Annotated in this window: 25 protein-coding genes and 1 tRNA gene; 14 read left to right on the top strand and 12 right to left on the bottom strand. The window is 59.0% G+C overall.

Annotation, left to right across the window (positions count from 1 at the left end; genetic code table 11):
* Positions 1–9: 9 nt before the first annotated feature.
* The 4 genes from AC1XOS_RS01095 to AC1XOS_RS01080 form a co-directional block, all read right to left on the bottom strand.
* Positions 10–1,590 carry an ABC transporter permease gene (locus AC1XOS_RS01095; RefSeq protein WP_481960369.1) on the bottom strand — a complete coding sequence of 527 codons (1,581 nt, stop codon included), beginning with the start codon at positions 1,588–1,590 and terminating at the stop codon, positions 10–12.
* Position 1,591: 1 nt separating this feature from the next.
* On the bottom strand, positions 1,592–2,527 hold the full coding sequence (locus AC1XOS_RS01090) for an ABC transporter ATP-binding protein (RefSeq protein WP_481960368.1): 936 nt from the start codon (positions 2,525–2,527) through the stop codon (positions 1,592–1,594).
* A gap of 8 nt (positions 2,528–2,535) precedes the next feature.
* Complete coding sequence (locus AC1XOS_RS01085) at positions 2,536–3,342, bottom strand: ABC transporter permease (RefSeq protein ID WP_481960367.1); 807 nt, start codon at positions 3,340–3,342, stop codon at positions 2,536–2,538.
* 74 nt (positions 3,343–3,416) lie between these two features.
* Positions 3,417–3,821 carry an OsmC family protein gene (locus AC1XOS_RS01080; RefSeq protein ID WP_481960366.1) on the bottom strand — a complete coding sequence of 135 codons (405 nt, stop codon included), beginning with the start codon at positions 3,819–3,821 and terminating at the stop codon, positions 3,417–3,419.
* 69 nt (positions 3,822–3,890) lie between these two features.
* Between AC1XOS_RS01080 and AC1XOS_RS01075 the strand changes: the two genes are divergently transcribed.
* Genes AC1XOS_RS01075 through AC1XOS_RS01060 form a run of 4 tightly spaced genes read left to right on the top strand, consistent with a single transcriptional unit; the run spans position 3,891 to position 8,421 of the window.
* Entirely contained in the window at positions 3,891–4,790 is a 900-nt protein-coding gene (locus AC1XOS_RS01075) for a universal stress protein (protein ID WP_481960365.1), read from the top strand.
* A gap of 53 nt (positions 4,791–4,843) precedes the next feature.
* Positions 4,844–6,874 carry a serine hydrolase gene (locus tag AC1XOS_RS01070; RefSeq protein ID WP_481960364.1) on the top strand — a complete coding sequence of 677 codons (2,031 nt, stop codon included), beginning with the start codon at positions 4,844–4,846 and terminating at the stop codon, positions 6,872–6,874.
* 26 nt (positions 6,875–6,900) lie between these two features.
* Positions 6,901–7,410: a hypothetical protein gene (locus AC1XOS_RS01065; RefSeq protein WP_481960363.1), complete on the top strand. Its 510-nt coding sequence runs from the start codon at positions 6,901–6,903 to the stop codon at positions 7,408–7,410.
* 60 nt (positions 7,411–7,470) lie between these two features.
* On the top strand, positions 7,471–8,421 hold the full coding sequence (locus AC1XOS_RS01060; RefSeq protein WP_481960362.1) for an AAA family ATPase: 951 nt from the start codon (positions 7,471–7,473) through the stop codon (positions 8,419–8,421).
* 4 nt (positions 8,422–8,425) lie between these two features.
* Here the strand turns inward: AC1XOS_RS01060 and AC1XOS_RS01055 are convergent, their stop codons facing one another.
* The 3 genes from AC1XOS_RS01055 to AC1XOS_RS01045 are packed head-to-tail and all read right to left on the bottom strand — an operon-like array spanning position 8,426 to position 10,635.
* A complete protein-coding gene (locus tag AC1XOS_RS01055) occupies positions 8,426–9,457 on the bottom strand; it encodes a sigma-E factor regulatory protein RseB domain-containing protein (protein ID WP_481960361.1) in 1,032 nt (343 codons plus the stop codon).
* Between the two features lie 8 nt (positions 9,458–9,465).
* The gene (locus AC1XOS_RS01050; RefSeq protein ID WP_481960360.1) at positions 9,466–9,990 is read right to left on the bottom strand and encodes an anti-sigma factor family protein; all 525 of its coding nucleotides are present in this window, start codon (positions 9,988–9,990) and stop codon (positions 9,466–9,468) included.
* A 21-nt stretch (positions 9,991–10,011) separates the two neighbouring features.
* Positions 10,012–10,635: a sigma-70 family RNA polymerase sigma factor gene (locus AC1XOS_RS01045; protein WP_481960359.1), complete on the bottom strand. Its 624-nt coding sequence runs from the start codon at positions 10,633–10,635 to the stop codon at positions 10,012–10,014.
* A gap of 136 nt (positions 10,636–10,771) precedes the next feature.
* Between AC1XOS_RS01045 and AC1XOS_RS01040 the strand changes: the two genes are divergently transcribed.
* The gene (locus tag AC1XOS_RS01040; protein WP_481960358.1) at positions 10,772–10,894 is read left to right on the top strand and encodes a hypothetical protein; all 123 of its coding nucleotides are present in this window, start codon (positions 10,772–10,774) and stop codon (positions 10,892–10,894) included.
* A complete protein-coding gene (ccmA, locus tag AC1XOS_RS01035; protein WP_481960357.1) occupies positions 10,894–11,520 on the top strand; it encodes a heme ABC exporter ATP-binding protein CcmA in 627 nt (208 codons plus the stop codon). Before AC1XOS_RS01040 ends, ccmA begins: the two co-directional genes overlap by 1 nt.
* Positions 11,521–11,678: 158 nt before the next feature.
* On the opposite strand, the gene AC1XOS_RS01030 is transcribed toward ccmA, so the two are convergent.
* Positions 11,679–12,842: a hypothetical protein gene (locus AC1XOS_RS01030; protein WP_481960356.1), complete on the bottom strand. Its 1,164-nt coding sequence runs from the start codon at positions 12,840–12,842 to the stop codon at positions 11,679–11,681.
* A gap of 178 nt (positions 12,843–13,020) precedes the next feature.
* Positions 13,021–13,091 (bottom strand) — tRNA-Gln (locus AC1XOS_RS01025).
* A 68-nt stretch (positions 13,092–13,159) separates the two neighbouring features.
* On the opposite strand from AC1XOS_RS01025, the gene AC1XOS_RS01020 reads away from it, so the two are divergent.
* From AC1XOS_RS01020 to AC1XOS_RS01010, 3 genes are all read left to right on the top strand, one after another.
* Positions 13,160–14,680, top strand: a complete 1,521-nt coding sequence (locus AC1XOS_RS01020; protein ID WP_481960355.1) for a carboxypeptidase M32 — start codon at positions 13,160–13,162, stop codon at positions 14,678–14,680.
* Between the two features lie 3 nt (positions 14,681–14,683).
* Entirely contained in the window at positions 14,684–15,652 is a 969-nt protein-coding gene (locus tag AC1XOS_RS01015; protein WP_481960354.1) for a glycoside hydrolase family 43 protein, read from the top strand.
* Between the two features lie 247 nt (positions 15,653–15,899).
* The gene (locus AC1XOS_RS01010; protein WP_481960353.1) at positions 15,900–16,505 is read left to right on the top strand and encodes a PEP-CTERM sorting domain-containing protein; all 606 of its coding nucleotides are present in this window, start codon (positions 15,900–15,902) and stop codon (positions 16,503–16,505) included.
* A 74-nt stretch (positions 16,506–16,579) separates the two neighbouring features.
* On the opposite strand, the gene AC1XOS_RS01005 is transcribed toward AC1XOS_RS01010, so the two are convergent.
* Positions 16,580–17,305 (bottom strand): phytanoyl-CoA dioxygenase family protein, encoded by a 726-nt coding sequence (locus AC1XOS_RS01005; RefSeq protein WP_481960352.1) that lies wholly within the window; start codon positions 17,303–17,305, stop codon positions 16,580–16,582.
* Between the two features lie 168 nt (positions 17,306–17,473).
* Here AC1XOS_RS01005 and AC1XOS_RS01000 point away from each other — a divergent pair, with 168 nt between their 5' ends.
* Entirely contained in the window at positions 17,474–18,142 is a 669-nt protein-coding gene (locus AC1XOS_RS01000) for a L,D-transpeptidase family protein (RefSeq protein WP_481960351.1), read from the top strand.
* 1 nt (position 18,143) lies between these two features.
* On the opposite strand, the gene AC1XOS_RS00995 is transcribed toward AC1XOS_RS01000, so the two are convergent.
* Positions 18,144–19,625, bottom strand: a complete 1,482-nt coding sequence (locus tag AC1XOS_RS00995; RefSeq protein WP_481960350.1) for an SDR family NAD(P)-dependent oxidoreductase — start codon at positions 19,623–19,625, stop codon at positions 18,144–18,146.
* Positions 19,626–19,674: 49 nt separating this feature from the next.
* Here AC1XOS_RS00995 and AC1XOS_RS00990 point away from each other — a divergent pair, with 49 nt between their 5' ends.
* Positions 19,675–20,289 carry a hypothetical protein gene (locus AC1XOS_RS00990; RefSeq protein ID WP_481960349.1) on the top strand — a complete coding sequence of 205 codons (615 nt, stop codon included), beginning with the start codon at positions 19,675–19,677 and terminating at the stop codon, positions 20,287–20,289.
* Between the two features lie 257 nt (positions 20,290–20,546).
* Here the strand turns inward: AC1XOS_RS00990 and AC1XOS_RS00985 are convergent, their stop codons facing one another.
* Positions 20,547–20,966 carry a nucleotide triphosphate diphosphatase NUDT15 gene (locus tag AC1XOS_RS00985; protein WP_481960348.1) on the bottom strand — a complete coding sequence of 140 codons (420 nt, stop codon included), beginning with the start codon at positions 20,964–20,966 and terminating at the stop codon, positions 20,547–20,549.
* A gap of 332 nt (positions 20,967–21,298) precedes the next feature.
* Here AC1XOS_RS00985 and AC1XOS_RS00980 point away from each other — a divergent pair, with 332 nt between their 5' ends.
* The 3 genes from AC1XOS_RS00980 to AC1XOS_RS00970 form a co-directional block, all read left to right on the top strand.
* On the top strand, positions 21,299–21,682 hold the full coding sequence (locus AC1XOS_RS00980; protein WP_481960347.1) for a VOC family protein: 384 nt from the start codon (positions 21,299–21,301) through the stop codon (positions 21,680–21,682).
* Positions 21,683–21,713: 31 nt separating this feature from the next.
* On the top strand, positions 21,714–23,471 hold the full coding sequence (locus AC1XOS_RS00975; protein WP_481960346.1) for a glycosyltransferase family 117 protein: 1,758 nt from the start codon (positions 21,714–21,716) through the stop codon (positions 23,469–23,471).
* A 52-nt stretch (positions 23,472–23,523) separates the two neighbouring features.
* Positions 23,524–24,299: substrate-binding domain-containing protein (locus AC1XOS_RS00970; protein ID WP_481960345.1), on the top strand; the 776-nt coding region annotated here is incomplete at its 3' end.

Raw genomic sequence — 24,299 nt, 5'->3', positions numbered from 1 at the left:
TCGCGTTCGTTACGCCGCGATCTTACGGGCTCGCTTCAGGAGCCGCAGGGAGATCAGCCCGAGCAGGCTAGTAAAAGCGATATTGATCCAAGGCATCGCCGACGTTCCCCAAACCAGTGCATCCCCATCGCTACTGAGCATTCCACTGTTTCCATAGCCCGTATTTCCAGCCACACTTGCGATGGGCGAGAGATAGAGGGCATTGATAAAGATCGTATGCTTCTCGTTGTAGGTATTCACCTCGGCGGCAAAGGGCAGGAAGTTCACCACGGCCAAGACCACAAACGAGAGCGCCATCGCGCCCCAGCGATTCTTGAGCTTCTGCGAGAGGAGGAGCGTGAGCGAGCCAAAGCCAAAGAGCGCACTCAGCGTGATTGCCAGCTCTTTTCCAACAATGAACCAGTCGGTGGCACGCGTCTTCCAAGCAGAGAACTCAGGGTTGCTTAAAACATGAACGTTACTCAGCACCTGAGACTGGAAATCATACTCACCTCGCCCTAACAGAACAAGAGTAAGTATCCCAATGATGCTGGCTCCGTAGAACAAGCCCGAAACGGGGTTGCCATCTTTAATCCGACGGAATGCTTGCTTGAGCGAGCCCTTGGGCAAGCCCTCACCGGAGACGAAGATCGGGATAAGGAGCACGGTCAGGATGGGCATCAGGAGGGCAGGAAGCCAGCTGTAGATGTAGTGACAATGGTCGTTGCCGTAGATCGCCAGGGAGATGAGGCCAATAAAGAGCGCGGTGAGGCCACGCAAAAGTGGCGAGCGGTCGGTGCGGGGGTACTCGATTCGGTGCAGGGCGACAAGGGTGAGAATCGTGCCTAGCAGGCCGTTAATCGTCAGGCCGACCAACCAGCTGGGGATAGCGAGGCCAAAGTAGCTCTCCGTGAGGTTGCCCGCCAGCATCGCGCCCACCGGGTTCACCGAGAGCAAAAACGGCTTAGCGTAGTTATTCAGGCTCGCAGAGGCGAAGTTTATACTGCTCACCAGCGGGAGGGTGCCCACGAAGAAGAGTAGAATCGTACCGTAGGTTAGCACGGTGGATGTCGTGGTGTTCTTGGCAAACGACGAGTAGGCCATGCCGGTTGCGCCATAGAGAAACGCCGAGGCCATGAGCAGGACATAGGCCGCGCACACCTCTTGGGGCGAGACGCCCCCCAGCAGGAAGCACAGTGCCACCAGCGGCAGCGATGAGAGCAAGAGCAGCCCGACAAAGCCCACTGACGAGGTCAGCTTGCCCAGCACAATGCTCCGGCGTGAGAGCGGACTCACGGCGAGGGCCTCAAAGGTGCGCTGCTCCCGCTCGATAGAGAGGGCTCCCGCGGTGAGAGCGGGCGTGATAAGCCCTACGAGTGCCGCCTGAACCGCGAAGATGACGCCGTAGAACATCCGGCCCATGTCGTAGGTCTGGGTGGCGTAGGCTCCTTGGCGCTCTTGGCTGGTCAGCCAGCTTAAGTACGTCCCCCCAAGAATCACGGAGAGCAGCCCCAGGTAGAGCAATAGAATCCAGAACGCCTTCGCGCCACGCATTCGCGTGCGCAGCTCTTTGGTCAGGATCGGGTTTTCAAAGGAGAGGGAAAATGCCATTTTATGCCACCAGGCCCTTTGTTACGCGTAGGAAAATATCTTCCAAGTCGGTATCTTGCTCGGCGAAGGTCTGCACACGGACGCCGTTTTGGATCAGTGCCAGCAGAACATTAGATTGATCGTCGAGCGTGCCATTGTAGTCCACGCGGATTGTCTCGCTCACCAGCACGACATCACGGACGTGCTCTACGGAGCGCAAGATCGCCATCGCTTGTGTTCGATCCGCCTCAGGGACGCGTAGCTCCAGCACGCGCCCGCCGAGCACCTCTTTCATGATCTTCTCAATCGGGCCGGCGACGATCATCTCGCCACGCTCGATAATGCCCACCGACGTGCAAAAGTCCGCCAGCTCGGGGAGAATATGCGAGCTAACAATGATCGTCTTGCCCATGTTACGCAGTTCTTTGAGCAGCTCCTTGATCTCGATGCGGGCACGCGGATCTAGCCCCGAGGCAGGCTCGTCTAAAAGCAATACTTTCGGGTTATGTACCAGTGTGCGTGCCAGGCAGAGCCGCTGCTTCATGCCGCGTGAGAGCGACTCAACATAGGCATCTTTCTTGACGGAGAGGTTGGTCAGATCTAGAACGAGGTCAATGAGGCCGGGCCGGTCGCCCTTGGGAACTCGATAGGAAGCAGCGAAGAAGTCTAAGTACTCCCATACTTTAAAGTCATCGTAGACCCCAAAGGCATCGGGCATGTAGCCGATCTTGGAGCGAACCGCCTCAGGGTCAAGGGAGACATCAATGCCATCCACCTTCGCGCTCCCCGCTGAGGGATCTAAAAGTGTCGCCAGGATCTTGATGGTCGTGGTCTTACCCGCGCCATTGGGGCCAATAAAACCAAAGATCTCTCCCTCGTTCAAGGTTAGCGAGAGGTTCTTGACCGCCACTAAGTCGCCGTACTCTTTACGAAGATGACTGATCTCAACAAGTGCCATGGTGATGCCTACGCGCTCATTTCTTTCGGGCCTTGGGCCAGTCTGCGAGTGACAAGCACCAAGAGCAGCACGGTGCCGATCAGCGAGCCTATCGTCAGTAAGATCGCGATTTCGGGGTTACCGCTGCGCTCCATGGTCAGCTCGGCCATGGCGTAGTACGGGTTGCTCCAGAGGGGGAGAAAGTCGCTGGCTCGGGAGCTACCACTGTAGCCTGACACGGACTGCCAGAGTGAGAGCGCCAGCGGGGAGCCCAGGGTGAAGAATGCCACGGTTCCCGCGGCTGTCGCCGTTGCCACTTGGGTGCGGCGGCAGACCCAGGAGCAGAAGAGCCCTACCGCCCCGTAAAAGAGCATCGTTGCCATCAGCAAGACATGCGAGAGAAGAAACTGCCCCAGTCCTATGCCCGCCCCTAGTGCCGCGATAATATTGAGCGGGAAAAAGACCGCCAGCGCGATCAGGGTGGGAATCAGCCCACCGATAAACTTGCCCGCCACAATCTCGCTATGGGTGAGCCGCGAGAGCAGAAGCGCGTTCCAGGTCTGCTTCTCCCGCTCCAGCGTGATCGCCGAGGCCAGCATGGCTGGGGTCAGGAACACCACCAGGCTCACTTCCAGAGCGCAGAGAAAGATCCCGTAGGAGTCACGCGCCGCATTGGAGTCACGGAGTATGGCCAGCATGCTGAACCAGTAGAACAGGGGAATGATCAGCCCTACGATAGAGTAGATGACAATACGGTTGGCCTTAGATTGGCGACGTAGCTGAAAGCGAGTGGTGATCTCTTTGTAGAGAACGGGATTTTCGGTAAAGACAGACATGGCAAAAGTCCTTCTCCTAGCTAAACGTTATTATGGCCCAGATGGTTACGGCTTTGCAGAAAAAGATCAAAAGATCAGACATAGCGGTAAAGAATCGGAGCCTCGATCTCGGGGTGCAGGCTTGCGTGTACCGGGCAACGGTGCCCCATCGCTTCCAAGCGTGGCCGTAGCTCCTCAGAAACTGCCGCCGTAGGGATGCTCACAGTCACGGCAAGCCGCCCGATCCGGTTTGTGGTTGTGCTCATCTCTTTCTCCACCGTGGCGCTCATGCCTGTTAAATCAAGCTGGTGCCGCTCCCCCCAGAGCGCAATTGTGGTCAGAATGCAGGTTACCAACCCAGAGGCGATCAAGTCTGTCGGGGAGAACGCGGTGGCCTCTCCGCCTAGGTCTTTAGGGACATCCGTCGTGAGTGTCATGCCTTCCGGATGGGTAAGCTGACATTTCTTATTTCCCTCGTAGCGAACCACGATCTGTACCATGGCATTGTTGTACCTCAAATCCGCCGAAGCGCCGATTCAATGGAGGCAAAAGGCCCCTAGGATAAGCCTATGAAAATCGTACTGGGTGTGGATAGTCGGACACCGGAGGCCAATGTGCCTGTTGTGTCGCTTCTGAAAAAAATCGCGTTTGTGGGAGGCGAGATTGAAGTCGTCCATGTGGTTCCGCCGCCCGTCTTCCCGGGAGGAGAGCTGATGCCCGTACTCTCTGGAGTTGCGGCACAGTTCTACGAAGGGCAAGAGTGGCCAGACTCTAGCGAGGCTGTCACCCATGTCGCGGAGGCACTGGGCTCTACCTATCCCCTCACAGAGACTGTCATCACGGGAAACCCAGCAACCATGCTCCTGGCAACAGCGGAGTCTGCGGGGGCGCATCTCTTGGCCCTGAATGCGTCGCACGATCCCGCTTGGAAGACTGCCTTTGTGGGAAGTGTCGCCCGCGCCGCTGTGCTGGACGCCAAAGAGAGTGTCTTGCTAGCCCGCGCCACAGAGCTTCCAGATCGCCCCCTACATGCTGTCTTCGCCACGGATCACTCGCCCTACGCCGATCAGTGTGCGGCACTTCTGGGGGAGCTCTTGCCCTTAGGCATTGCGGAGCTAACCGTACTCACCGCCTTCCCAATTGCTGCGATGCGCGAGCAGCTTCTGGCCAAAGGCGAGAGTGGGGTCGGGGCAGGCGACCAAGTCGAACATAGCCTGCGCGTGCGCAATGCCGACACAATTGCACGCCTAGACGCAGCCTTTGGCGACTCGGCCCCCGTGATGCAGTCACGCATCTTGGACAAGCCCCTTGACGATGCCATTGCCGAGACCATGACCGAAACCCACGCGGACTTGCTGATCCTAGGAGCCCACGGTCATAGCTTCACAGAGAGGTTGATCGTGGGTAGCGTCTCGTTTCGCTACGCTCTCAGCTCTCCCTACTCGGTGTTACTTCTACGTCCTCGCTAATTGGCAAAGCGGTCGCTTGTAACAATTGCTCCCAGAGTGCGATCTTAAAGGCGATGAAACGCTCTTTTCTTGTCTCGCTTTTTGCGCTCACGCTCCCCGCGCTCGCCTCGGCTCAGGCTCCTGCTGAGTTCTCGGCTCTGGAAAAAGAAGTCGAGGCGGCGCGGATCAAGTACAAAATCCCGGGCCTCTCGCTCGCCGTCCTCAAAGACGGCAAGCTGGCCTACACACACGGCTTTGGCCTGCGCGATGTGGCCAAGAAGCTCCCTGCCACGCCGGAGACGCTCTACTCTATTGGTTCCTCGACCAAGGCTTTTACTGCCGCTTCCGTCCTGATGGCCGTGGACGCGGGGAAAGTCAAGCTCACAGAGCGCCCCGTGACCTACCTGCCCTACTTCCAGCTCCGTGACCCCGAGGCCAGCGCAAAAATTACCGTCTCAGATCTCCTCTGCCATCGCTCGGGCCTGCCCCGCACGGATTTTTTAATGCTCGCTTCTGAGGGCACGCTGAGCCGAAAAGAGCTGATCCAGGCAGTGGGCACCGCCAAGCCCACCGCCAAGCTGGGAGCCGCGTTTCAGTACCAGAATATTCTCTTTGCCGCTGCCGGGGAGATCGCGGCCAACGCCTTTGGGATGCCCTATGAGCAAGTGATCGAGCAGAAGATCTTCGCGCCGCTGGGCATGACCCGCAGCACGCTCTCCGTAAAAAAAGCTCTCGCCGATAAAGACCACGCCACCGGCTACGATCCTGCAACCCAGAAACCTCTTGTTTGGCGCGATATTGCCACAACGGCACCCGCCGGAGCCATTAACTCCTCGGTGGTAGACATGGCAAAGTGGGTCGAGGCAATGCTGCAAGAGGCAAAGCCCCTACTGAGCGCCCAGAGCTACACCGCGATGACCACCAAGCAGATGACCATGACGCCGAGTATCGGCTACGGCTACGGCTGGTTCCTGCCCAAGTGGAAGGGCATCCAAGTCGTGGAGCATGGGGGCAATATTGATGGCTTCAACGCCGAAGTGGCCTTTATCCCCGAGAAGAAATGGGGATTGGTGATGCTCAGCAATGTCAGCGACAGTCCGCTGGCAAGCGAGATTCAGGAGATTGTCTGGCGCAACTTAAGCGGTGAAAAGCCCGAAGACAAAAATCCAACAACTTCCAATACTCCCAAGCCAGCCCCATCTCCCGTGCCCACCAAAGACGAAGCTGGGAGCTACGTGAGCACGACCCCCCCCGCGACGATGAAAGTTAGCTTTGAGAAAGACCATCTCGTGCTGACGGTTCCGGGCCAGCCGCCCTACGCCATGCAGCACCTCGGAGGTCGTGTCTACCAGCTCGCACCGCCGGTTCCTGCCGGGATGAAAGCCACTTTCGACGAGAAAGGCATGACCTGGGAGCAGCCGGGAACTAAACTAACGCTGGTGAAAGACAAAGCCGTAGCCTATGTTGCCCCGCTCGCCGTGGACGCGCTCCTGGCCAAGATGCTGGAGGCGGCAGGGGGACGCGCCGCCTGGAGCAAGCACAAGAGCCGCGTGGATACCATTACGGTGGACTTTGAAAACCAGGGCATGCTCGCCACTGGCGAGACCTACCAGAGCCAGGGGAAACAGTCGCAGAGGCTCAGTATCACCACCATTGGCAAGAAGATTGGCTGGATGGCCACTGGCTATGATGGGAAAGCCATCTGGGTTAGCTTTAGCTTCCTGCCGCCCCAGCCCATGCAAAACAGCGAGCGTGCCCGCGCGGAGGTCGATCTGGCGATGGGCTTGCTGGAGCCGCGCAAGCTCTTTGAAAAAATCGCCATCACGGGCACCGAAAAAATCGACGGCGAGGAGTGCTATGTGCTCCTTAAAACCACGAAATCCGGCGAGCGCATGACCGAGTATGTCTCCACCAAGAGCTTTTTTGTGCTCCGCCGCGACGCGGATGCCCCAGAAATCTACTCAGACTTCCGCAAGAGCGGCGGCGTGATCGTGCCACACAAGAGCATCCAGCAGACCCCTAGTATGGGTAATATTGTCACGGTCATCAAAAGTACCCACTGGGATGTGCCTGTGGATAACAAGGTCTTCACGATGCCCAAGTAGACGCCCCATGAAAGGAGGCGTCTGCAGTGGCTTCGTTCCTCAGCCGCAAAGCCCGTGCCGGGCTCCCAAGTCTCCAGCCCGGTGACCGGAGCGGGAAGTTTGCGCGTTTTGGGCTGATGTCCGACGGGGACTCGTGGTCTGAGCCTGAGGAGCTGGAGAACCCGGTGCATCTCTACGCCCCCGGAGAGCTGAAAGCTATCGCCTACCAAAACGGCAAGCCCTGGGCTGAGGCACTCCAGCGTACCACCGACCCCGCCACGCAGATCAAGCTCACTGCGGATCGGACCAAGCTCACGGGAGGCCATGATTTGAGCTTTGTGACCGTGACGATTGTCGATGCAAAAGGCCAGCAAGTGATGTCTGCAGATTATCTCCTGCGCTTCACGATCACTGGAAATGCCGCTGAGCTCACCGCAGTGGGCAATGGCGATGCCACCAACCCGCGCAGCTTCCAAGGCACCGAGTACCCCGCGTTTCACGGCCTCGCACTCGCCATCATCCGCGCCAAGGATGAGGCAAAGGCGAAGTGCTCTTAAAAGTGGAGACGGCAGGTCTCAAGGCAGCCACTATGAAAGTAAAATCGGTATAATCCTGCCATGAGTGAACTACAAACCGATGTCGCAGTGGCCATGCGACGGGTTCAAGAGCAGGTGGAGACGGTCATCATTGGCAAGCACGAGACCGTCGAGATGGCGCTGGTGACGTTGCTAGTGGGCGGGCATCTTCTCATCGAAGACATCCCCGGTGTCGGCAAGACCACCCTAGCCAAGACCCTGGCGCAGTCGCTTGGCTGTGCCTTTAAGCGTATCCAGTTCACCCCAGACTTGCTCCCCGCTGATATTACAGGCACCTCGATCTACAACCAGAAGACCCAAGAGTTTAGCTTCATGCCCGGCCCGATCTTCGCGCAAGTGGTGCTCGCCGATGAGATCAACCGCGCCACGCCCAAGACCCAGGCGGCGCTTCTGGAGTGTATGGAGGAGCTACAAGTCTCGGAGGGCGGGATCACGCACCCGCTGCCACGTCCGTTTTTTGTGATCGCCACCCAGAACAATATCGAGCACGCGGGAACCTACCAGCTCCCTGAGGCACAGATGGACCGCTTCACGATGCGTGTCCGCCTAGGCTACCCGAGCCTGGAGCAAGAAGTTGGGATTCTGAACTCCCAAGTCCAGAGCCACCCACTAGTCAATGTCAAGCCCGTTCTGGATGCCCCGACCCTGGTAGACCTCCAGGATCAGGTTCGCCACGTTGTTGTTGCCCCGCTGCTGCAAAAGTACATCACAGAGGTCGTGGCAGCTACCCGTAAGAGCGATCAGGTGGAGATTGGGGCGAGCCCTCGTGGCTCGCTGGCACTGATGCACGCCGCACAGGCCCATGCCGCGATGGCAGGCCGCAAGTACGCCAACCCAGACGATGTCAAGCGCCTCGCTCCGTTTGTGCTAGCCCACCGCCTGATCCTCTCCGCGGAGGCACGGGCACACGGGATGGAGGATGTCACCATCATCCAGAAAATCCTCACCCAAGTTCCCGTCCCGACAGTTTGAGCCCCTACTTCACCGAGTCGGCGATATGTTTGAGCTGGTCATCGGGGAGGTTGCCGATCAGCAGGCAGTACCCCTCGCTGGTCTTCCAGGTGTAGGAGCGCTCGCCCTTGGGAGGCTGGACAATCCCGCTCTCCGCACCCTTCAAAAGCCGAACCAGCAGGGAGGGCATGGGGCTGGCAATACTCACCAGCGAGAGTGTCGTCAGCCCGTTACCCCAGAGGAGAGTCGTTCGTGGGCGGGCCGCTTTTGTCACCGTGATCGTGCGCAGGCTAAAGCCAGGAGGAAGCCAGCCGGGTTGCCGAATGATCACGCCGTCTTTGCTTGCCTCCTCCAGGGACTTATAGCGCTTCTGGTTATCCAAGACCCGCTTGAACCCCTGTGGGAGCGGCGGGGGCTGGAAGTCATCGGGCTTGAAGCTGGGGTTGAGCTCCAAAGAGAGGTAGTAGGTATTGGAGAGGATGCGGCCATCGGGGGCCCGCTCCTCCGTGCGGAGCCGTAGCCCCGTCTCGCGGTCTACCCAGAAGCGCCGTGATGGTCCCAAGAGGCCATCGCCGGGATGGACAAAGACCACATCCACCGGACGCCCTGCGATGGTGTCGGTGCCTTGCAGCTCGATCTGTAGCGCTCCCTTACCCGCCGATAGCGCCTCCTGGAGGTGTTTCTTCACCTCCGCGAGCTGGGACTTGCCCTCCTGGTAGCGCTTCTCCCGCTGGTGGATCAGAAACTGACGGTGCTGGTTGTCGATCAGGAGAATTCCCTCCGGCTTGATCGACTCGCGCCGAATCCCTTGCTTGGGATCGCGCTTGACCCACTGCTCCGTGGTGCGCCCCTCGGAGCCCACGGTGACCTCGCGTGCCTGGAACGCCAGCGCAGCCTCGGCCTGAACCATGCGGCGCAGGATCACGTGAGCCAGCCCTGCTCTTGCCTTGGCGAGCACCTCTTGATTCCTCTGAAGTTCCTTTGGCAGCGGGGGAGGCTGTGCCTGCGCCGAGAGCGCCACCAGCGCCAGCCCCACCCCTAGAGCAATACGAGACATCCCTCTACCTATGACCCTGTCTCGCGCCCCGCCGGGGTCGATGCAAGTAAGAGGCCTGAGGAATCACCAAAGACCTCGCCCGCCTTGGCGGAGAGGTGCTCCTGCATGGCCTGTTCTACCTCCGCGTTCTCGGCCACGGCCTCGACTGCCGGTGTCGCGACAACCGTCGGGCGTACAGCACGCGGGAAGAAGACCACCACGGGCACGAGGGTGGCCACCGCAAGTCCAGAGGCCAAGGCAGGGCGAACTCCTGGGCGTACCCACCAGGCGGCAAGCTTCTCCGTAAGCGTGATCGGTTTGGGCCGGAGAGCCTGCCCCGCAAGCCGCGTGGTTAGCTTCAGCTCAAAGCTCTCTGAAAGCTCGGGGCGTGGCAGAAACGCCAGCAAGCGACTGGTCTGAGTAAGCTCCTCAGCGATTTTGGTGCAGACCGCACAAGACCGCAGGTGTGCCTGCGTCGCCTCACTCTGCTCCACCGTCTGTACACCATCGATGTACTCCGAGAGCCCTTCTTGAATTTTTTTACAATCTAACATGCTTGCCATTTTATTTTTGACTCATGATTCTAAGTACGGACGAAGAGAGCTTCGCAGTGCCACACGGGCATTATAGATGCGCGATTTCACGGTTCCCAGGGGTATTTTCTCTACCTCCGCGATCTCTTCGTAGGAGAGCCCCTCGATATCATGGAGAACCACAGCGGAGCGTAGCTTGGTGGGGAGCTTGGCTAGTGCCTCTTCAATCTGCCCCCCTAGTTCCTTACGAGAGAAAAGTACCTCCGGCGCAGCCTTCATATCGGGCACATCACGCGTCGCTCCGCCGTCTTCCTCATCGTTGTACAGTGGCGCATCCAGCGAGCTGACCACGCCGCGCTCTTTTTTCTTGCGACGGAACGCATCCACGCAGAGATTGCCCGCGATCCGAAACAGCCAGGTCGAGAGACTCGCCTCCGCCCGAAATGTGTGGATATGGGAGTACATCCGCACAAAAACTTCCTGGGTCAGATCCTCGGCGTCTTCGGCATTGCCCGTCATCCGATAGAGATAGTTGTAGATCTTGCCTTTATAACGCCCGACGATCTCATTGAAGGCCGCGATATCCGCTTTTTGACAACGCGCAATAAGAGCCGTGTCGGTCGTCATGGGTGTTGCGCCCCGATTCCAGAAAGTTGCCAATGCCATCTCGTCCCCTTCATTCTATAGTGTATTCTCGGACGAATGTCCTTAAAAATTGTTCACTAGAGTCTAGGTGTGTAAAACGCGACATGCTCTCCATCGGGCAATCACGAACACGGGCATGAAGCGGTAGAATGGGAACATGGCCTATAATCGTTTCACTCTCCCGGAGGTCGAAGCACAGTTCGGGCTGACTATCGAGCGTGACACGCCGCTTGAAGCACTAGAGAAGATTCTAGGTATCTTGTTAGAGCTGGTCTCCTAGTGAACGATCTGCAAAGTATCCAACTTAAGCTGACGGGAATCGAGAAGCGCTACGGGATGCGGCGCGTCTTGCGAGACTTCTCGTTTCTGGCCGAGGGCGGCGAGGTGGTCGCGATCACGGGGGCCAACGGGAGCGGCAAGAGCACGGTGGTCAAGCTGGTGGCGGGGCTCTTGCGGGCAAGCAAAGGCCAGATTGCACTGACCGTGGGCACTGCCGATGAGAGTGATCCCGCGCGGCGGCGGCGGCTCTGTGGCTATGTCTCGCCCGACCTGACACTCTACACAGAGCTAACGGCTCGTGAGAACCTTCAGTTCTTCTGCGACGTGCGCGGCGCTTCACCCGAAAATATCGCCTCGACTCTAGAGCGCGTCGGGCTCTCGGGGCGCGAAGACGATCCCATTGGGCAGTACTCGTCGGGCTTGCGCCAGCGCGTGAAGCTCGCCCTAGCGGTGTTGTTCGAGCCGCCGGTGCTGCTCCTCGACGAAGCCGGGCTCGCTCTCGATGATAAAGGCGTCGCACTGGTCGCCGAGCTCGTCGCGGAGCAGCAAAAACGCGGTGGGCTCACGCTTATCGCCACCAACGACAGCCGCGAAGTAGTTCTCGCCCAACGGATTATTGCTCTGTAAAAATAGCTCCGAACAAGCGCTGCTTTTTTCGACCTCGCGGCGCAGCGCAAAGCCCACGCCCGGCCCCGCCGGCCACTTCATCGCCTGGGTGGTGCCGGGCACTGCCTACGACTTCGTCTACCACTTGAGAGAGGCCAGTTTCTTGACCCGCTAACAGACTAAGGCACCGTAAAGGCGGCGCTGGCTCCGATCCAGGTGGCATCGCGGTTATGATCCACGCCCAGCATCTTGCCGCGTCCGAGCCGCAGGAGCGTCGTGAGTGCCCGGTAGTGCTCCCCGACCCGAACAAACATGATCCGCACCTCCACCTTGGTCGGGCCTTCGGGGGTCTGGATGGTCGGGATAAAGTTCACGCGCTCCTGCAGAATCCACTGGGTCGGGTCAACTACCTCAGCAATATCGGCCTTTGTCGGCCCGACTTTCACGCCTAGGCCCGCAAACGAGAAGAGTGGCTTGAGCACAAAGTCCTCCAGGTTCTCCGGGAGCGCCGTCACCTCCGAGAGAAAGCTGGTTTTGGGGACACTCGGATGCGTCAGAAACGGCAGGGAGAACTTGCTGAGCAGAAAGTACCAGTTCGGGTGCCCGGCCCACTCTAAATCCAGCTCATCGCGGAAATCAAAGGGGAGCGTGATATTTTTGCGGATCACTTCGTCCACGATCACCCGATTATAGACCCGCTTGATCTGTGTCCCCTCGGGCGTGTAGAGCTTCGTGCCGCGCTTGACCACCTCACGAGCATCCAGCATCCGCACGCCGTAGCGCTTCTGGGTGAGGACAAAATCGGGGAGGGTTTTCTGGCTCTGCGGGTCGAGCTCCAGCAGGAACACTTCGTGGGGATCGTGGCCATTGCAGAAGGCTTGCATCAGCGCCGCATCGTTGCTCTGCGCGGTGCCGCCCTCCAGATAGGCCCCCAGTGTTGCATCCAGCGCAAAGGCATCCCGATAGGCTTCCGCCAGAGTGGGCTGGAAGGCGTAGAGCGAGGGGAAGCCCTGGATCTCGACCAGCTTGGGCTGCAAGTTCGCATCCAAACCAAAATCTGCCTGGACAAAGAGCGGGGCGGAGTCGGTGCCGGGGACGCGAAACGCCTCGGGGATGGCCTCCGCGGCGCGAGCAAGATAGTCCGCATCTTCTAAAAGCGGCACGATCAGCTCACGACCTGCGGTGATCATCGCCTCAAGAGTGGCCGCCTCGAAGAAGCACGGTGTCTCCGCGCAACGAAACGCAATCGGCACACCGCAGCGCTCCGTCAGCAGGCGCTGGAATGCCTCGTAGCGTGCCGGTGTGAAGGCCGCATTATAGGCGGCGCGATAGCTCTCGGTCATAGATACCCTCCTCCCCCAGCCCCTCCTCCCAATCCTGGGAGGTTGGGCAAGGAGGGGAGCCAGGCCAAAAACCTCGCCCCCTCAAACTTCCCTCTCTCCCTCTCCTCCCAGGATTGGGAGGAGGGGCTGGGGGAGGAGGGCAACAAAAAACCCCACTACGATTGTAGCGGGGTTTGGATTCCCGGACAAGGATTCGAACCTCGATTAACAGGGCCAGAACCTGTCGTCCTGCCGTTGAACGATCCGGGAGCGGCTAGGCGAGAGATACTCTATCGCAGATTTACCCAATTTGCAACCCATCGGGTACAATGCCGCCTATGTCTGACTACGAGAGCTTACTGGCCCGCTTGGCGGAGCTAGGTCACTTGGGCCACGCCGCTGCCCTGCTGGGCTGGGATCAGCAGTGCTACATGCCGCACGGCGGGGCGCTGGCACGTGCGAATGCCATGGGCGCGATGGGCAAGCTGCTTCACGAGCGCTTCACCGATGATGAAACGGGGCGCTTGCTGAGCAATGCCGAGGCGGAGGGGGCCGAGGAGGGCTCGGATCAAGCCCTGACACTCCGAGCCGTGCGCCGCGACTACGACAAGTCGGTAAAGCTACCGACGGCACTGGTTTCGAGCCTTGCCCGAGAGACAGCCCTGGCCCATGAGATCTGGGTGAAGGCGCGACAGGAAAATAGTTTCGCCCAGTTCGCCCCCACTCTGGAAAAGCTCCTGGGGCTCTCCCGCGACGTGGCCGATCATCTGGGGCACGGTGGCTGCCGCTACGATGCACTGCTGGATCAGTACGAGCCCGGCATGACCACAGCGCAAGTGGCGACGGTTTTTGCCGAGGTGCGCGATGGCCTACTGCCCTTGATGGAGATCATCCGCGAGGGCGAGCCCGTGGACAACTCCTGCCTCAAGCGAGGCTTTGATGATAAGACACAGCTCCAGTTCGCGGAGTACATCGCCAAGAAGCTGGGCTTTGACTTTGAGCGGGGGCGGCAAGACATGGCGGTTCATCCGTTCTGCCAGGGACTACACCGCACTGATGTGCGCATCACGACGCGTGTCGAGACCCACTGGCTACCCGGTGCCCTCATGGGGACGATCCATGAGGCGGGCCACGGCATGTACGAGCAGGGCTTCGATCCCAAGGACGACGACACGCCGCTCTCGGGAGCCGCAAGCCTGGCGTTTCACGAGTCGCAGTCGCGGCTGTGGGAGAACATTATCGGGCGCTCACGGACCTTCTGGAACGTGTTCTACCCCGGCCTCCAGCATCACTTCCCCGGTGTGCTGGCCGATGTGGATGTCCACCAGTTCTACCGCGCAATCAACCATGTCGAGCCCTCACTGGTTCGGGTTGAGGCCGATGAAGTGACCTACTGCCTGCATATCTTCCTGCGCTTTGAGCTGGAGCAAGAGCTGGTTGCGGGGACTCTCGCGGTAAAAGACATCCCCGAAGCCTGGAGCGCCAAGATGGAGCAGTATCTGGGCATCACGCCCCCCAGCGATGCGCTCGGCTGCCTGCAAGATGTCCACTGGTCCGGCGCGATGTTTGGCTACTTCCCAACCTATGCGCTGGGCACGATGCTCTCCGCGCAGCTCTTTGAGAAGGCACTGGCTAGCGACTCCACCATCGAGCCGGGGCTCGTTCGTGGCGACTACGCTCCGCTCTTGGGCTGGCTCCGCACGAATGTCCACCAGCCCGGACGACGTTACCTACCCGGCGAGCTGACCGAGCGCATCTGCGGCGAGCCGCTCTCCGCCAAGCCGCTCATTCGCTACCTGCACAGCAAGTACCGCGAGATCTACTTCGCCGAGCACCGCGACCGAAAGCGAATTCTGTAAGCCATGTCTGACCAGCCGATAATTTCCCATATCTACACCGCAGATCCATCGGCGCATGTTTTTGAGGACAAGCTCTATCTCTACCCGTCGCACGATATTGATTCTGGCCTAGAGTCCAACGACAACGGTGATCAGTACGCGATGCGCGACTACCATGTCTTCTCGATGGAGAGTGCCAGCGGGCCGGTGACAGATCACGGGGTGGCGCTGGCGCTCGAAGACATTCCCTGGGCGAGTGCCCAGCTCTGGGCTCCCGATGCGGCGACGAAAAACAGGCGCTACTATCTCTACTTTCCCGCACGCGACAAAGACGGCATTTTTCGGATTGGAGTGGCGGTCTCGGACTCCCCCACCGGGCCTTTTACCGCCGATCCCGAGCCGATTGCGGGGACGTTCTCCATTGATCCGTGTAGCTTCGTGGACGATGCGGCGAGCGGTGGCGCGGCCTATCTCTACTTTGGCGGAATCTGGGGCGGGCAGCTCCAGTGCTGGCAAGGCGATGCTTTCAACAAAAACGCACCCGTCGAGCCCACCGGAGCCGTCCCCGCGCTCGGACCACGCGTCGCCAAGCTCTCCGACGACATGCACGCGCTGGCGGGCCCCGTCGTAGAGATCGCAATCTTAGATGAGAGTGGCAACCCGCTCCAGGCCGACGACCACGACCGGCGCTTCTTTGAGGGCGCGTGGGTGCACAAGCTGGGCGGGGTGTACTATCTCTCCTACTCCACCGGCGACACCCACTATCTTGTCTATGCTACGTCGGACAACCCGCTGGGGCCGTTTACCTACCAGGGACGAATCCTAGAGCCCGTTCTCGGCTGGACAACCCACCACTCCATCGTCGAGTTTCAAGACAAGTGGTATCTCTTCCACCACGACGCCAGCCTCTCGGGCGGGGTGAATCACCTGCGCTGCGTCAAGGTCAAAGAGCTGGTCTGTGACGGAGAGGGAAAGCTGGCGCTCCAGCAGTAGAGCAAACATTACGGGTGGGAAAGTCCACGCCTCCTCGTCCAGCAGGACGTTGCGCCGAAGGCGTTCAGCGAGGAATTTTCAGCTCCTGGCGCGTATTCGCCTCACCACTTTTTGGTCTTGCCCCCTAGATTCACAACCTTGTACTTTTACCAGTGCCGGTATATAATATTGCCAGTTTATAGTAGCCTTTTGGCTCGCTGCCGACGCAGACGAGCTTTCAGTAGGCAATAGAAATGGAATGAAACCCGTGAAGCTCTCCTCTCTCCTCCCTCGCCCCTCTAAGTTGGCTATCGCTACCTGCCTAGGTATCGCTACCCTCACCGTACTTCCGCAAAAAGCGGGAGCGCAGGCGAACCTGACCTTTAGCGGGGGCAGTGGCACCCCGCTGACCATGACCATTGCCGCTCCCATTACCTACACCATCACAACCACTAGCCCCGTTGCGCCCATTTTCGCCTTTCAGGGAGTGGGGAATCCTTTCTTGGATACCTTACCATCGGTGACCGCCACGATGACGTTTAGCATCAATGGGGGCGCGGCGCAGACCATCAATGGCATCAACAGCGGTTATACAGGAGGAAGCTTGGCTACGAATGATGTCTATATTTTTGGTTCGTTTCCTGGTGTGACTACTGGGGACACAGTCTTTCTGACTGCTGGCACAATAACGACCATCACTAACATCGCTGCTGCTGCCCCAGCAAACGGGGCGTTTGACACGGTTATCGTGAGGGGGAACGGAGATAAAATTAGCACTCTCGGCTCTTCTTCCTCCGCCGCACCCGAACCCGGCACGCTCGCCCTCCTCGCGCTGGGCACGGCCCTCGGTATCGTAGCACGTCGCAAGAAGTAGAGATCGTCTCAATGGGGATTGCTCCCACCCCCACCGCCGCAGCCGACGAGGGAGAGCCCACTCACAACCATCACTTAAGGGCGCACCGCTTGGAAGCGGCTGACATGGGGAATCCCCTCATAAAACGGCATATTCTGGTAGTGACAGACAACATTGGAGCGCTCCACGGTGGCATCGTCTTTGGAGCCCTTGTGTGGGATGTGGCTAAAAAAGAGGACGCAGTCGCCGGCCTTGGGATAGACAATCTCGTGCTCTTGGGCATCGTAGTGTGCGTTGAACGCCGCTTCCGAAACGGCCCAGCCACCCCGATGCGTCAGCTCCTCCGGGGGAGGAATCCGGTGCCCTCCCTTCACATACGTTAGCTTGGCGATACCGGGGCCATTGTCCTGAAAATAGAAGGTCGTGTTGATCCCTGTGGCACGGCTGGCATAGGGCGCCTTGTCGTTTTGCTGCCAGTAGCCGTAGAAATCCAGGTGCCACTCCTGGTCATAGGGGCCGGGGTTGATGTGCCCACGTAGCGAGCGGAGCAGCGCCTGGGGGCCGTAGAGCGCGTCCAAGTACGGCTTGACACTCGGGTGCATCACCAGGGGCGCAAAGACCTCGGGCATCTTGGCAAGCAAGCAGTCGAACCACATATTGCCCACACGGTTGAGGCCCTCTTCCCAGCCATTGGCACGGGCCTGGTTCAGTGCCACCCGACAGCTCTCCGTCTCCTCCGGCGAGAGCGCCCCCGGCAGAACCACCCAGCCCTTCTCTTCAAGCACCGCAAGATTTGCGGCGACCACAGCGTCATTTTCCATACATATCTCGTTCGGCAGGCGAGACGTTTTTCCTCCTAAGCACCGCGCGATTTAGTTACCAGCATCGTCTGGCGCGACCTCCGCGCATGCGCCCCGAGGGATCGGTTCCCTCGGCAGGACACTGCCCCTGAAGCCCTAAACACGCACTTTTTCCAGTAAAATGCGCCCATGCGAACACAAGCCCCCCCCCTGAGCGGCATCAGCTTTGCCGACAGACCCGAGACTCTCTATGTCGATGCACGAAAGGTCGCCGATGCCCTTGGCTGGACGATCCTCTGGGAACAGAGCACTCAGCGCCTCTCGATCAACAACCAAGCCGTGACCTCCCCCAGCAGCGTGCGACGACTCCTGGATGGCACCGCGCTCCTCGTGGTAGGTGCGCTACGCTCCCTGGACGGTGCTGTCTCGTGGGAGCCGTCAAGCGGCATGGTGACGGTCAAGAGCGGGGAGCGCACGGTCCAGATTGTCCGTGGCGAGAAGCGTGTCGAGGTAGACTGCGCCACCCAGCGGCTCCGTGCCTGGCAGGGAGACACTCTCGTGCTGGAGACACCCGTGAGTACGGGGCGGCTAGGCCACCGAACCCCGAAAGGCGATTTCATGGCGGGGCCGGTCAAGGAACGGATGCACTACTCTAGCCTCTACAACGGAGCCCCCATGCCCTACAGCGTCCAGGTAAACGGCAATGTCTTCATCCACGGGTTCACCAGCGTGCCACCGTTCCCCGCATCGCACGGCTGCATCCGAGTCCCCCTAAGCAATGGTAACCCTGCTCGCTGGTTCTACGAGTGGGTTGACCGGGGAACCCCCATTCGCATCCAGGGACGCTGGCAGGGGTGAGCTACCAATCCGTGGGCAGGTAGTCTTTGAGGAACTTGCCCCAGACGTGCTCGCCAGAGTTGATCCCCGCGATAATCGGATCGACAATCCGCGCCGCGCCATCGACAATATCCAGCGGCGGATGAAACCCGTGCTGGGCCACTTTGCGCTCCGCGATCTGCACCGGGTCTTCATCGGTGACCCAGCCGGTGTCCACCGCGTTCATGTGGATTCCGCTGGCCTGGTAGTCCGCTGCCGACGTGCGGGTCATCATGTTCAGTGCGGCCTTTGCCATATTCGTGTGCGGGTGGCGGGTTGTCTTGAACTTGCGGTAGAACTGCCCCTCGACCGCTGAGACATTGACAATGTGCTTGTCGCGCTCGGGGGTGCGTAGCATCAGCGGCTTGAGGCGTGCATTGAGGATATACGGCGCGACGGCATTGACGAGCTGGACCTCCAGAAGCTCCACGGCGGAGACTTCATCCATCTGCAAGCGCCAAGAGTTGCGGTCGCGCAGATCAATCTGTTGCAGGTCTTGATCCAGCCGCCCTTCCGGGAAGAGATCTTGCTGGCCCGCGCCCTCACCGGGGAGAAGTGCCATCTGCGAGAGCTTGGCCGAGGGGAGGAGCTCATAGCCGCGCAGCCCCTCGTAGCCCCCGAGCAGCTTGCGGGTCGCCTCGGGGAGCATCGAGAGCGGGGCTTGCTCGCCCTCCATCATGTGGGCATAGAACTCCGGCGGACGGCGCACGGTCTGGCAGGCGTTGTTGATCATAAAATCAAGCCTTTCGCGGGTATTGAGCAGGTGCGAGCAGAACGCCTCGACACTGGGCGTGTGGCGCAGGTCCAGCCCAAAGATCTCTAAGCGATCCGCCCACTGCTCAAAGTCCGGCTCTAGCGCATACCGCGCCGCCGAGTCGTGAGGAAACCGCGTCACCACGATTAAATGCGCCCCGCAGCGGAGCAGCTTGATCCCCGCCTGGTAGCCGATCTTGACGCGCCCGCCGGTCAGTAGCGCCACACGGCCTCGCAGATCCGCCAGCTCGGTGCGCTTGGCGTAGTTGAACGCGGCGCAGCTGGGGCAGAGCTGGTCGTAGAAGTGATGGAGCTGGGTGTAGTGGCGCTTACAGATATAGCAATACTGTGGCTCAATTGCCTCTCGAAAGTCCGGGTCATCTATCTCTTGCTGGCTATCATCGCTGGGTGGCGCGTAGTTCGGGGTCACAAAGACCGCCTCACGGCGCAGCTTACGAATCCCCGCCTCTTGGAGAACGCTCTCGATTTTCTCGCGCTTGTCGGCCTTTCGCAGGCGCTTGGTGGCTTTCATTAAGTAGCGGTGGCTCGCATCGTCGGGAGTTGCCACTTGCCCCGCAGCCTTTAGCAAACGCGCCAGATCGTCCTTGTTCAGATGGGCCAAAAGTGCCCGATCCTCCACAATCGCCTCTAACGTCTCCATCGCCGCTCGCACTTGCTGCGTCAGCTCTTCCGGGTTCTCACTTGTCAACATCGGTCTATTGTACGGCACGTCAAAACACCCCTAGACGGTAAAATGCGCCATGGCCCACGAGAAAGAGAGTATCCCTCTGGAGGAGTTTGTCGCGATCATCTCCGGAGCCGCCGAGGCGCAGCTCACAAAACGCCAGTCCACCTTCCTGTGCGTGAAAGCAGGCGAGTATCACTTCCGCGTGACTTTTCGCAGCAAGCGCGCGTTTCACTGGCCGCACAAGCGGTTTGCTGGCGCGTCCTTTCACACCGAGCATCCCTTGCTCCTCAACTATACCGATCCGCAAGCGAGCCTCTACTTCAACGCGATCCCTACAGATATTCCCTCGTTGGTACAGGAGCTTGAACAAGTCACCCAGGAAGTATTTGGCGGCTGGCGACCTCTCTGGCAGTACCTAAACCACTACGGCACCGACTCCCGAAAGGGCTTTCCTATCGGGGGGATCTCTAGAATTCTGGAGCATCTCTTTCGGTTCCCTTCCGGGCTTTTCCTACGGGGGCCGCTCTCACTGGCCGCACCCGCCCAAGAGATTTTGAACCGTCACGGAATGCAGAGCGCTCTCTTAGCCGATGACGCCCCGACCGTGACAGTGCCACTGGGGGTTTTGTTATTGGGAAACAATGTGCTAATCGCGGAGAGTTTTTGGGTGGAAGAAGAAGGGGGGTAACAAACAAAAACGACGATCACACTTCGCTTTGAAGGGATCGTCGGGATTTCGTTTCCTGGGTTTTCCAGGTCACTATGCATATAGTATATCCCAAAATGGCCTACCTGCGCCACTCAGAAATCTAAGATGGAAAAATTCAAAATAGCAATATATCAATGAAAATTCATTTAAAAATCTAGAATAATCTATAACTCCAAATCAATCTTACCAAAAATGAACAACTCACTGTCTCGAAATTGTCTCTTATTTCAAGCCCACTATTTCGGACGAAAGCCACTGTTCTTGAGCTGAGCCAGCGTGGCGAAGAGCGGTTCGGGGAGGTTGTCCCAAGCGTGCCAGCTCCAACCGAGGCATTTGTCGGGCTCGCGGCGCTCCGGTGGACCCAGCGACTCGGGGCAGTCGGCGAGGAGAAAGAGCGTGACGGAGTGCTTGCCTTCGGCCTCGAAGACCGTGTTGGTGTACGGGCCATGACGTAGGTTTTCCAGACTCAGGCCGGTCTCTTCCAGCACCTCGCGGCGGGCACAGGCTTCGGGAGACTCACCAAACTCCAAGTAGCCACCCGGCGGTGCCCAGGTTCCTGTCCCATGAGTTCCGACACGCGGGCCAAGCAGAAGCTTCCCCTCGCGCAGGAGCAAGACGGCAACACCAACACGGGGGAAAAGAAGGGGCGTTTGCAAAGGAAGGGGCGTTTGCATAGGAGGCACAAACAAAAATGACGATCACACTTCGCTTTGAAGGGATCGCCAGGATTCGTTTCCTGGGTTTTCCAGGTCACTATGAATATAGTATATCCCAAAATGCCCTCTCCACGCCCATTAAAAATCAGAGCCCCTATAAATTCCTGAACATATAAAAACCAATTAAAACCCAATAAAACCCTCACTTTAAAGCAATTCATACTGACTATATATCTTTTTATAAGATTTCACTGTCTCAAATTCGTCTCGTAAAAGCCCACACAAACTTGGGGAAATATACCGAATTTGTCCTTGGGCTGTAGAATAGAGCCATGCGCATCGAACACTTTGCTCTCAATGTCGCCGAGCCTGTCGCCATGGCCGCGTGGTACGTGGAGCACCTCGGCTTCCGAGTTGTCCGACATGTGGACAACACCACCCAGACACACTTTCTCGCCGATGAGAGCGGTCAGAGCGTTCTGGAGATCTACTGCAATCCCCCCGACCAAGTGCCCGACTATGCGAGCCTTGACCCGCTCATTGTCCACATTGCCCTTGTCTCCGAAAATCCGGACACGGATCGGGCACGTCTTGAAGCCGCGGGTGCGACCTATGCCTCCGAAGTCCGCCTTCCCGACGGCTCTCAGCTCACCATGCTCCGCGACCCTTGGGGCCTAGCGCTCCAGCTCTGCAAGCGCGGCACACCACTGCTGTAAAAATCACGGGGTTTCTCCGACAATCAGGAGAGTGAACGCACTCTCCGATAAGAAAATCGCTTGGCTCGTCTTTACCCTCGCCGCCGTTATTTATGCCACGACCATGTGTCGGACGATCTACACAGGTGATGATGGCGACTTCGAGACCGCAATGGCGACGCTTGGGGTATGTCACCCGACAGGCTACCCGCTCTTTACCCTGCTAGGCCGGGCGTTTCTCTTTGGACTCGCGCCCGTGATAGATGAGCCTGCGATGCGTGTCAATCTGATGACGGCTCTCTTCGGGGCAGGAGCTGTCGCGATGTTCTACCGCTTTGTCGCCAGTGTCGTGCCCTCACGCACCGTCTCGGCAAGCGCGGCGCTCTTGCTTGCTTTTGCCCCGACTCTCTGGCAGCAATCTCTCTCTTGTGAGGTCTACACCCTCACGGCTTTGTTTCTGTGCACGGTGCTCTGGCTGAGTGTGCGCCTCGAGCGGGGAGAAAAAGTGCTGGCTCCCCTGGTGTTTCTCTATGGCCTTGCACTGACCAACAATCTCACGATGGTGCTCTTTCTTCCAGGCTTTCTGACACTTGCCTGTCGTAGGGTAGGCATTCAGAAGCTCCTGCCTTTGGTGCCCCTTTTTCTGCTCCCCTTACTCCTCTACGCCTACGTGCCACTGTCCGCCAAACTCAGTCAATCTCCTGTGCTCTGGGGAAGCCCAACAACACCGGAGCTATTCTATAAGCATCTGTCCGGGGATCTCTACCGCCAGCTCATGTTCTCACAGTCGCTGAGTGTGGTCGGGGAGAACACCCTGCGCTATGGAAAAGCACTGGTGGCTGAGTTTGGGATTTGGACACTCTGGCTGGCTCCGGTGGGCGTGATGACACTATGGAAAATGCAGCGGGCGATGCTTCTCCTAACGCTCTGGATTGCGAGTGTGAGCCTTTTCTACGCACTAAACTACCATATTTTAGATATCTATGTTTATTACTTACCATCGTTTATGATGACTACCGCCTGGATGGCTGTTGGAGCGTGGACACTGGCGCAGCGGGTTGCACTAAAGCCACAGATCGCCGCACTCACCGCCATCGGACTGCCACTGATTGCGCTGGGAACCCACTGGGGCGCAGCGGACAAGAGTGGCAACGTTATCGAAGCGGATTTTTCACAAAACATCCTCCTCTCCGCCCCACCCAACGCCGTAATCGTCACCGACTCCAATGTCACCTTTAGCCTCTGGTACCAGAAATGGGTCAAGCACCAGCGCCCCGATGTGGTGATTGTGGACTGGAACACCCTGGGAAGTGCCTTGCTCTACGACGGCTGGTACTACCGCCATCTCCTCGCACAGTACCCCACCCTTGACAGTGTCTTGCCCGGTGCAAGTCTTACCACCGCGCAGTTTGCAGACGGCACTTTTCAGCGGGCATTTTTCCGTCAGGCGCTCACCGAGGGACGAGCCATGCTCTTAGTTCGCGACACACGCTTTGCTCGCCGTAAGGTTCTCAACACGAGCCTCCATGAAGTCGCTGCGGAGTTCGAAAATGCTCCGTGGGGAGTTACGGAGCGCCTCTATCTCCCGGGCACACGCCCCGACTCTCAAGCCCTACTCGATGGCAATCTACCTCTCTGGGAGAGCTTCCAGACCCGCGGCCTGCTCACTGGCTGGGGTGAGCGTGACCCCCTCCAGCGGCATGTCTTCCTGCGCTATGTCGAGGCGTTCCAGGCGGTAGATACGCTCGCCAAGGAGGCGGGCCATCCGGAGCTTGGGGATGCTCTCCAGAAGCGCCTCGCGGAGCAGTAACCCACACGGATCGCTCCATATGTTATACTGGCGGCGGAGGATAACCCAAAGAATGAAGCGATCCCAGCTTTTTCGCCAGGGCCTCGCGCTGACCGCATTGGTCTCGCTGTTTTCCCTGGCATCGTGTAAAGATCAGGCGGCGACGCCTGCGCCGGGCGGAGGCGACGCCCCTGCCCCTGCGGCAAAGGCTCCTGAAGGCGGCAGTAGCGCCTTCGATGCACCGCGCAAGGCAGATGGCAAGCTCGCCGTCACGCTCATCACCAACAACAGCGCCGACTTCTGGACCGCTGCCGAGAAAGGTCTCGAAGCCGCCAAGACCGAGCTGACCGACTGCGACACCAGCCGCATGACACCCGCAGGCGCATCGCCCACCCACGCGGATCAGAAGAAAACCTTCGAGGATGCCGTCGCCAAGAACCCCGATGGGATCGCCGTAACCCCCATTGATGGCAAAGAGTTCGCGTCTGTCATTGACGAAGCCATTGACAAGAAAATCCCCGTGATCTGCTTCGACTCCGACAGTGAGAGCAGCAAGCGCCTGGCGTATCTGGGCACCAATAACTACGAAGCAGGCAAGGCCGCCGGTGAGGCCGCCCTCAAGCTCCTGCCCGAAGGCGGGAAGTTCGTGGCCTTCGTGGGCAATATGTCCGCACAGAACGCCATTGACCGCTACAAGGGCTTCCAGGACGCCACCAAGGGCAAGATCGAGATGCTCCAGGAGCCGTTCCAGGACCAGGCCGACCCGCTCAAGGCGCAGCGCAATGTCCAGGACGCCATCACCAAGTACGGCGACAAGATCAACGGCTTCCTAGGAATCTGGGCCTACGA

The organism is Armatimonas sp. (assembly GCF_964826245.1).
This window is presented reverse-complemented; position numbering and strand designations above follow the sequence as displayed.

Bases quoted from the DNA above. Each gene is read 5' to 3' on its own strand.
- AC1XOS_RS01045 (WP_481960359.1), bottom strand. From the start codon at position 10,635: ATGGCATTGGCAACTTTCTGGAATCGGGGCGCAACACCCATGACGACC.
- AC1XOS_RS01075 (WP_481960365.1), top strand. From the start codon at position 3,891: ATGAAAATCGTACTGGGTGTGGATAGTCGGACACCGGAGGCCAATGTG.
- AC1XOS_RS01055 (WP_481960361.1), bottom strand. From the start codon at position 9,457: ATGTCTCGTATTGCTCTAGGGGTGGGGCTGGCGCTGGTGGCGCTCTCG.
- AC1XOS_RS01095 (WP_481960369.1), bottom strand. From the start codon at position 1,590: ATGGCATTTTCCCTCTCCTTTGAAAACCCGATCCTGACCAAAGAGCTG.
- AC1XOS_RS01020 (WP_481960355.1), top strand. From the start codon at position 13,160: ATGTCTGACTACGAGAGCTTACTGGCCCGCTTGGCGGAGCTAGGTCAC.
- AC1XOS_RS01040 (WP_481960358.1), top strand. From the start codon at position 10,772: ATGGCCTATAATCGTTTCACTCTCCCGGAGGTCGAAGCACAGTTCGGG.
- AC1XOS_RS01080 (WP_481960366.1), bottom strand. From the start codon at position 3,821: ATGGTACAGATCGTGGTTCGCTACGAGGGAAATAAGAAATGTCAGCTT.
- AC1XOS_RS01000 (WP_481960351.1), top strand. From the start codon at position 17,474: ATGCGAACACAAGCCCCCCCCCTGAGCGGCATCAGCTTTGCCGACAGA.
- AC1XOS_RS01085 (WP_481960367.1), bottom strand. From the start codon at position 3,342: ATGTCTGTCTTTACCGAAAATCCCGTTCTCTACAAAGAGATCACCACT.
- AC1XOS_RS01050 (WP_481960360.1), bottom strand. From the start codon at position 9,990: ATGTTAGATTGTAAAAAAATTCAAGAAGGGCTCTCGGAGTACATCGAT.
- AC1XOS_RS01030 (WP_481960356.1), bottom strand. From the start codon at position 12,842: ATGACCGAGAGCTATCGCGCCGCCTATAATGCGGCCTTCACACCGGCA.
- AC1XOS_RS01005 (WP_481960352.1), bottom strand. From the start codon at position 17,305: ATGGAAAATGACGCTGTGGTCGCCGCAAATCTTGCGGTGCTTGAAGAG.
- AC1XOS_RS01070 (WP_481960364.1), top strand. From the start codon at position 4,844: ATGAAACGCTCTTTTCTTGTCTCGCTTTTTGCGCTCACGCTCCCCGCG.
- AC1XOS_RS00990 (WP_481960349.1), top strand. From the start codon at position 19,675: ATGGCCCACGAGAAAGAGAGTATCCCTCTGGAGGAGTTTGTCGCGATC.
- AC1XOS_RS00995 (WP_481960350.1), bottom strand. From the start codon at position 19,625: ATGTTGACAAGTGAGAACCCGGAAGAGCTGACGCAGCAAGTGCGAGCG.
- AC1XOS_RS00980 (WP_481960347.1), top strand. From the start codon at position 21,299: ATGCGCATCGAACACTTTGCTCTCAATGTCGCCGAGCCTGTCGCCATG.
- AC1XOS_RS01090 (WP_481960368.1), bottom strand. From the start codon at position 2,527: ATGGCACTTGTTGAGATCAGTCATCTTCGTAAAGAGTACGGCGACTTA.
- AC1XOS_RS01060 (WP_481960362.1), top strand. From the start codon at position 7,471: ATGAGTGAACTACAAACCGATGTCGCAGTGGCCATGCGACGGGTTCAA.
- AC1XOS_RS01015 (WP_481960354.1), top strand. From the start codon at position 14,684: ATGTCTGACCAGCCGATAATTTCCCATATCTACACCGCAGATCCATCG.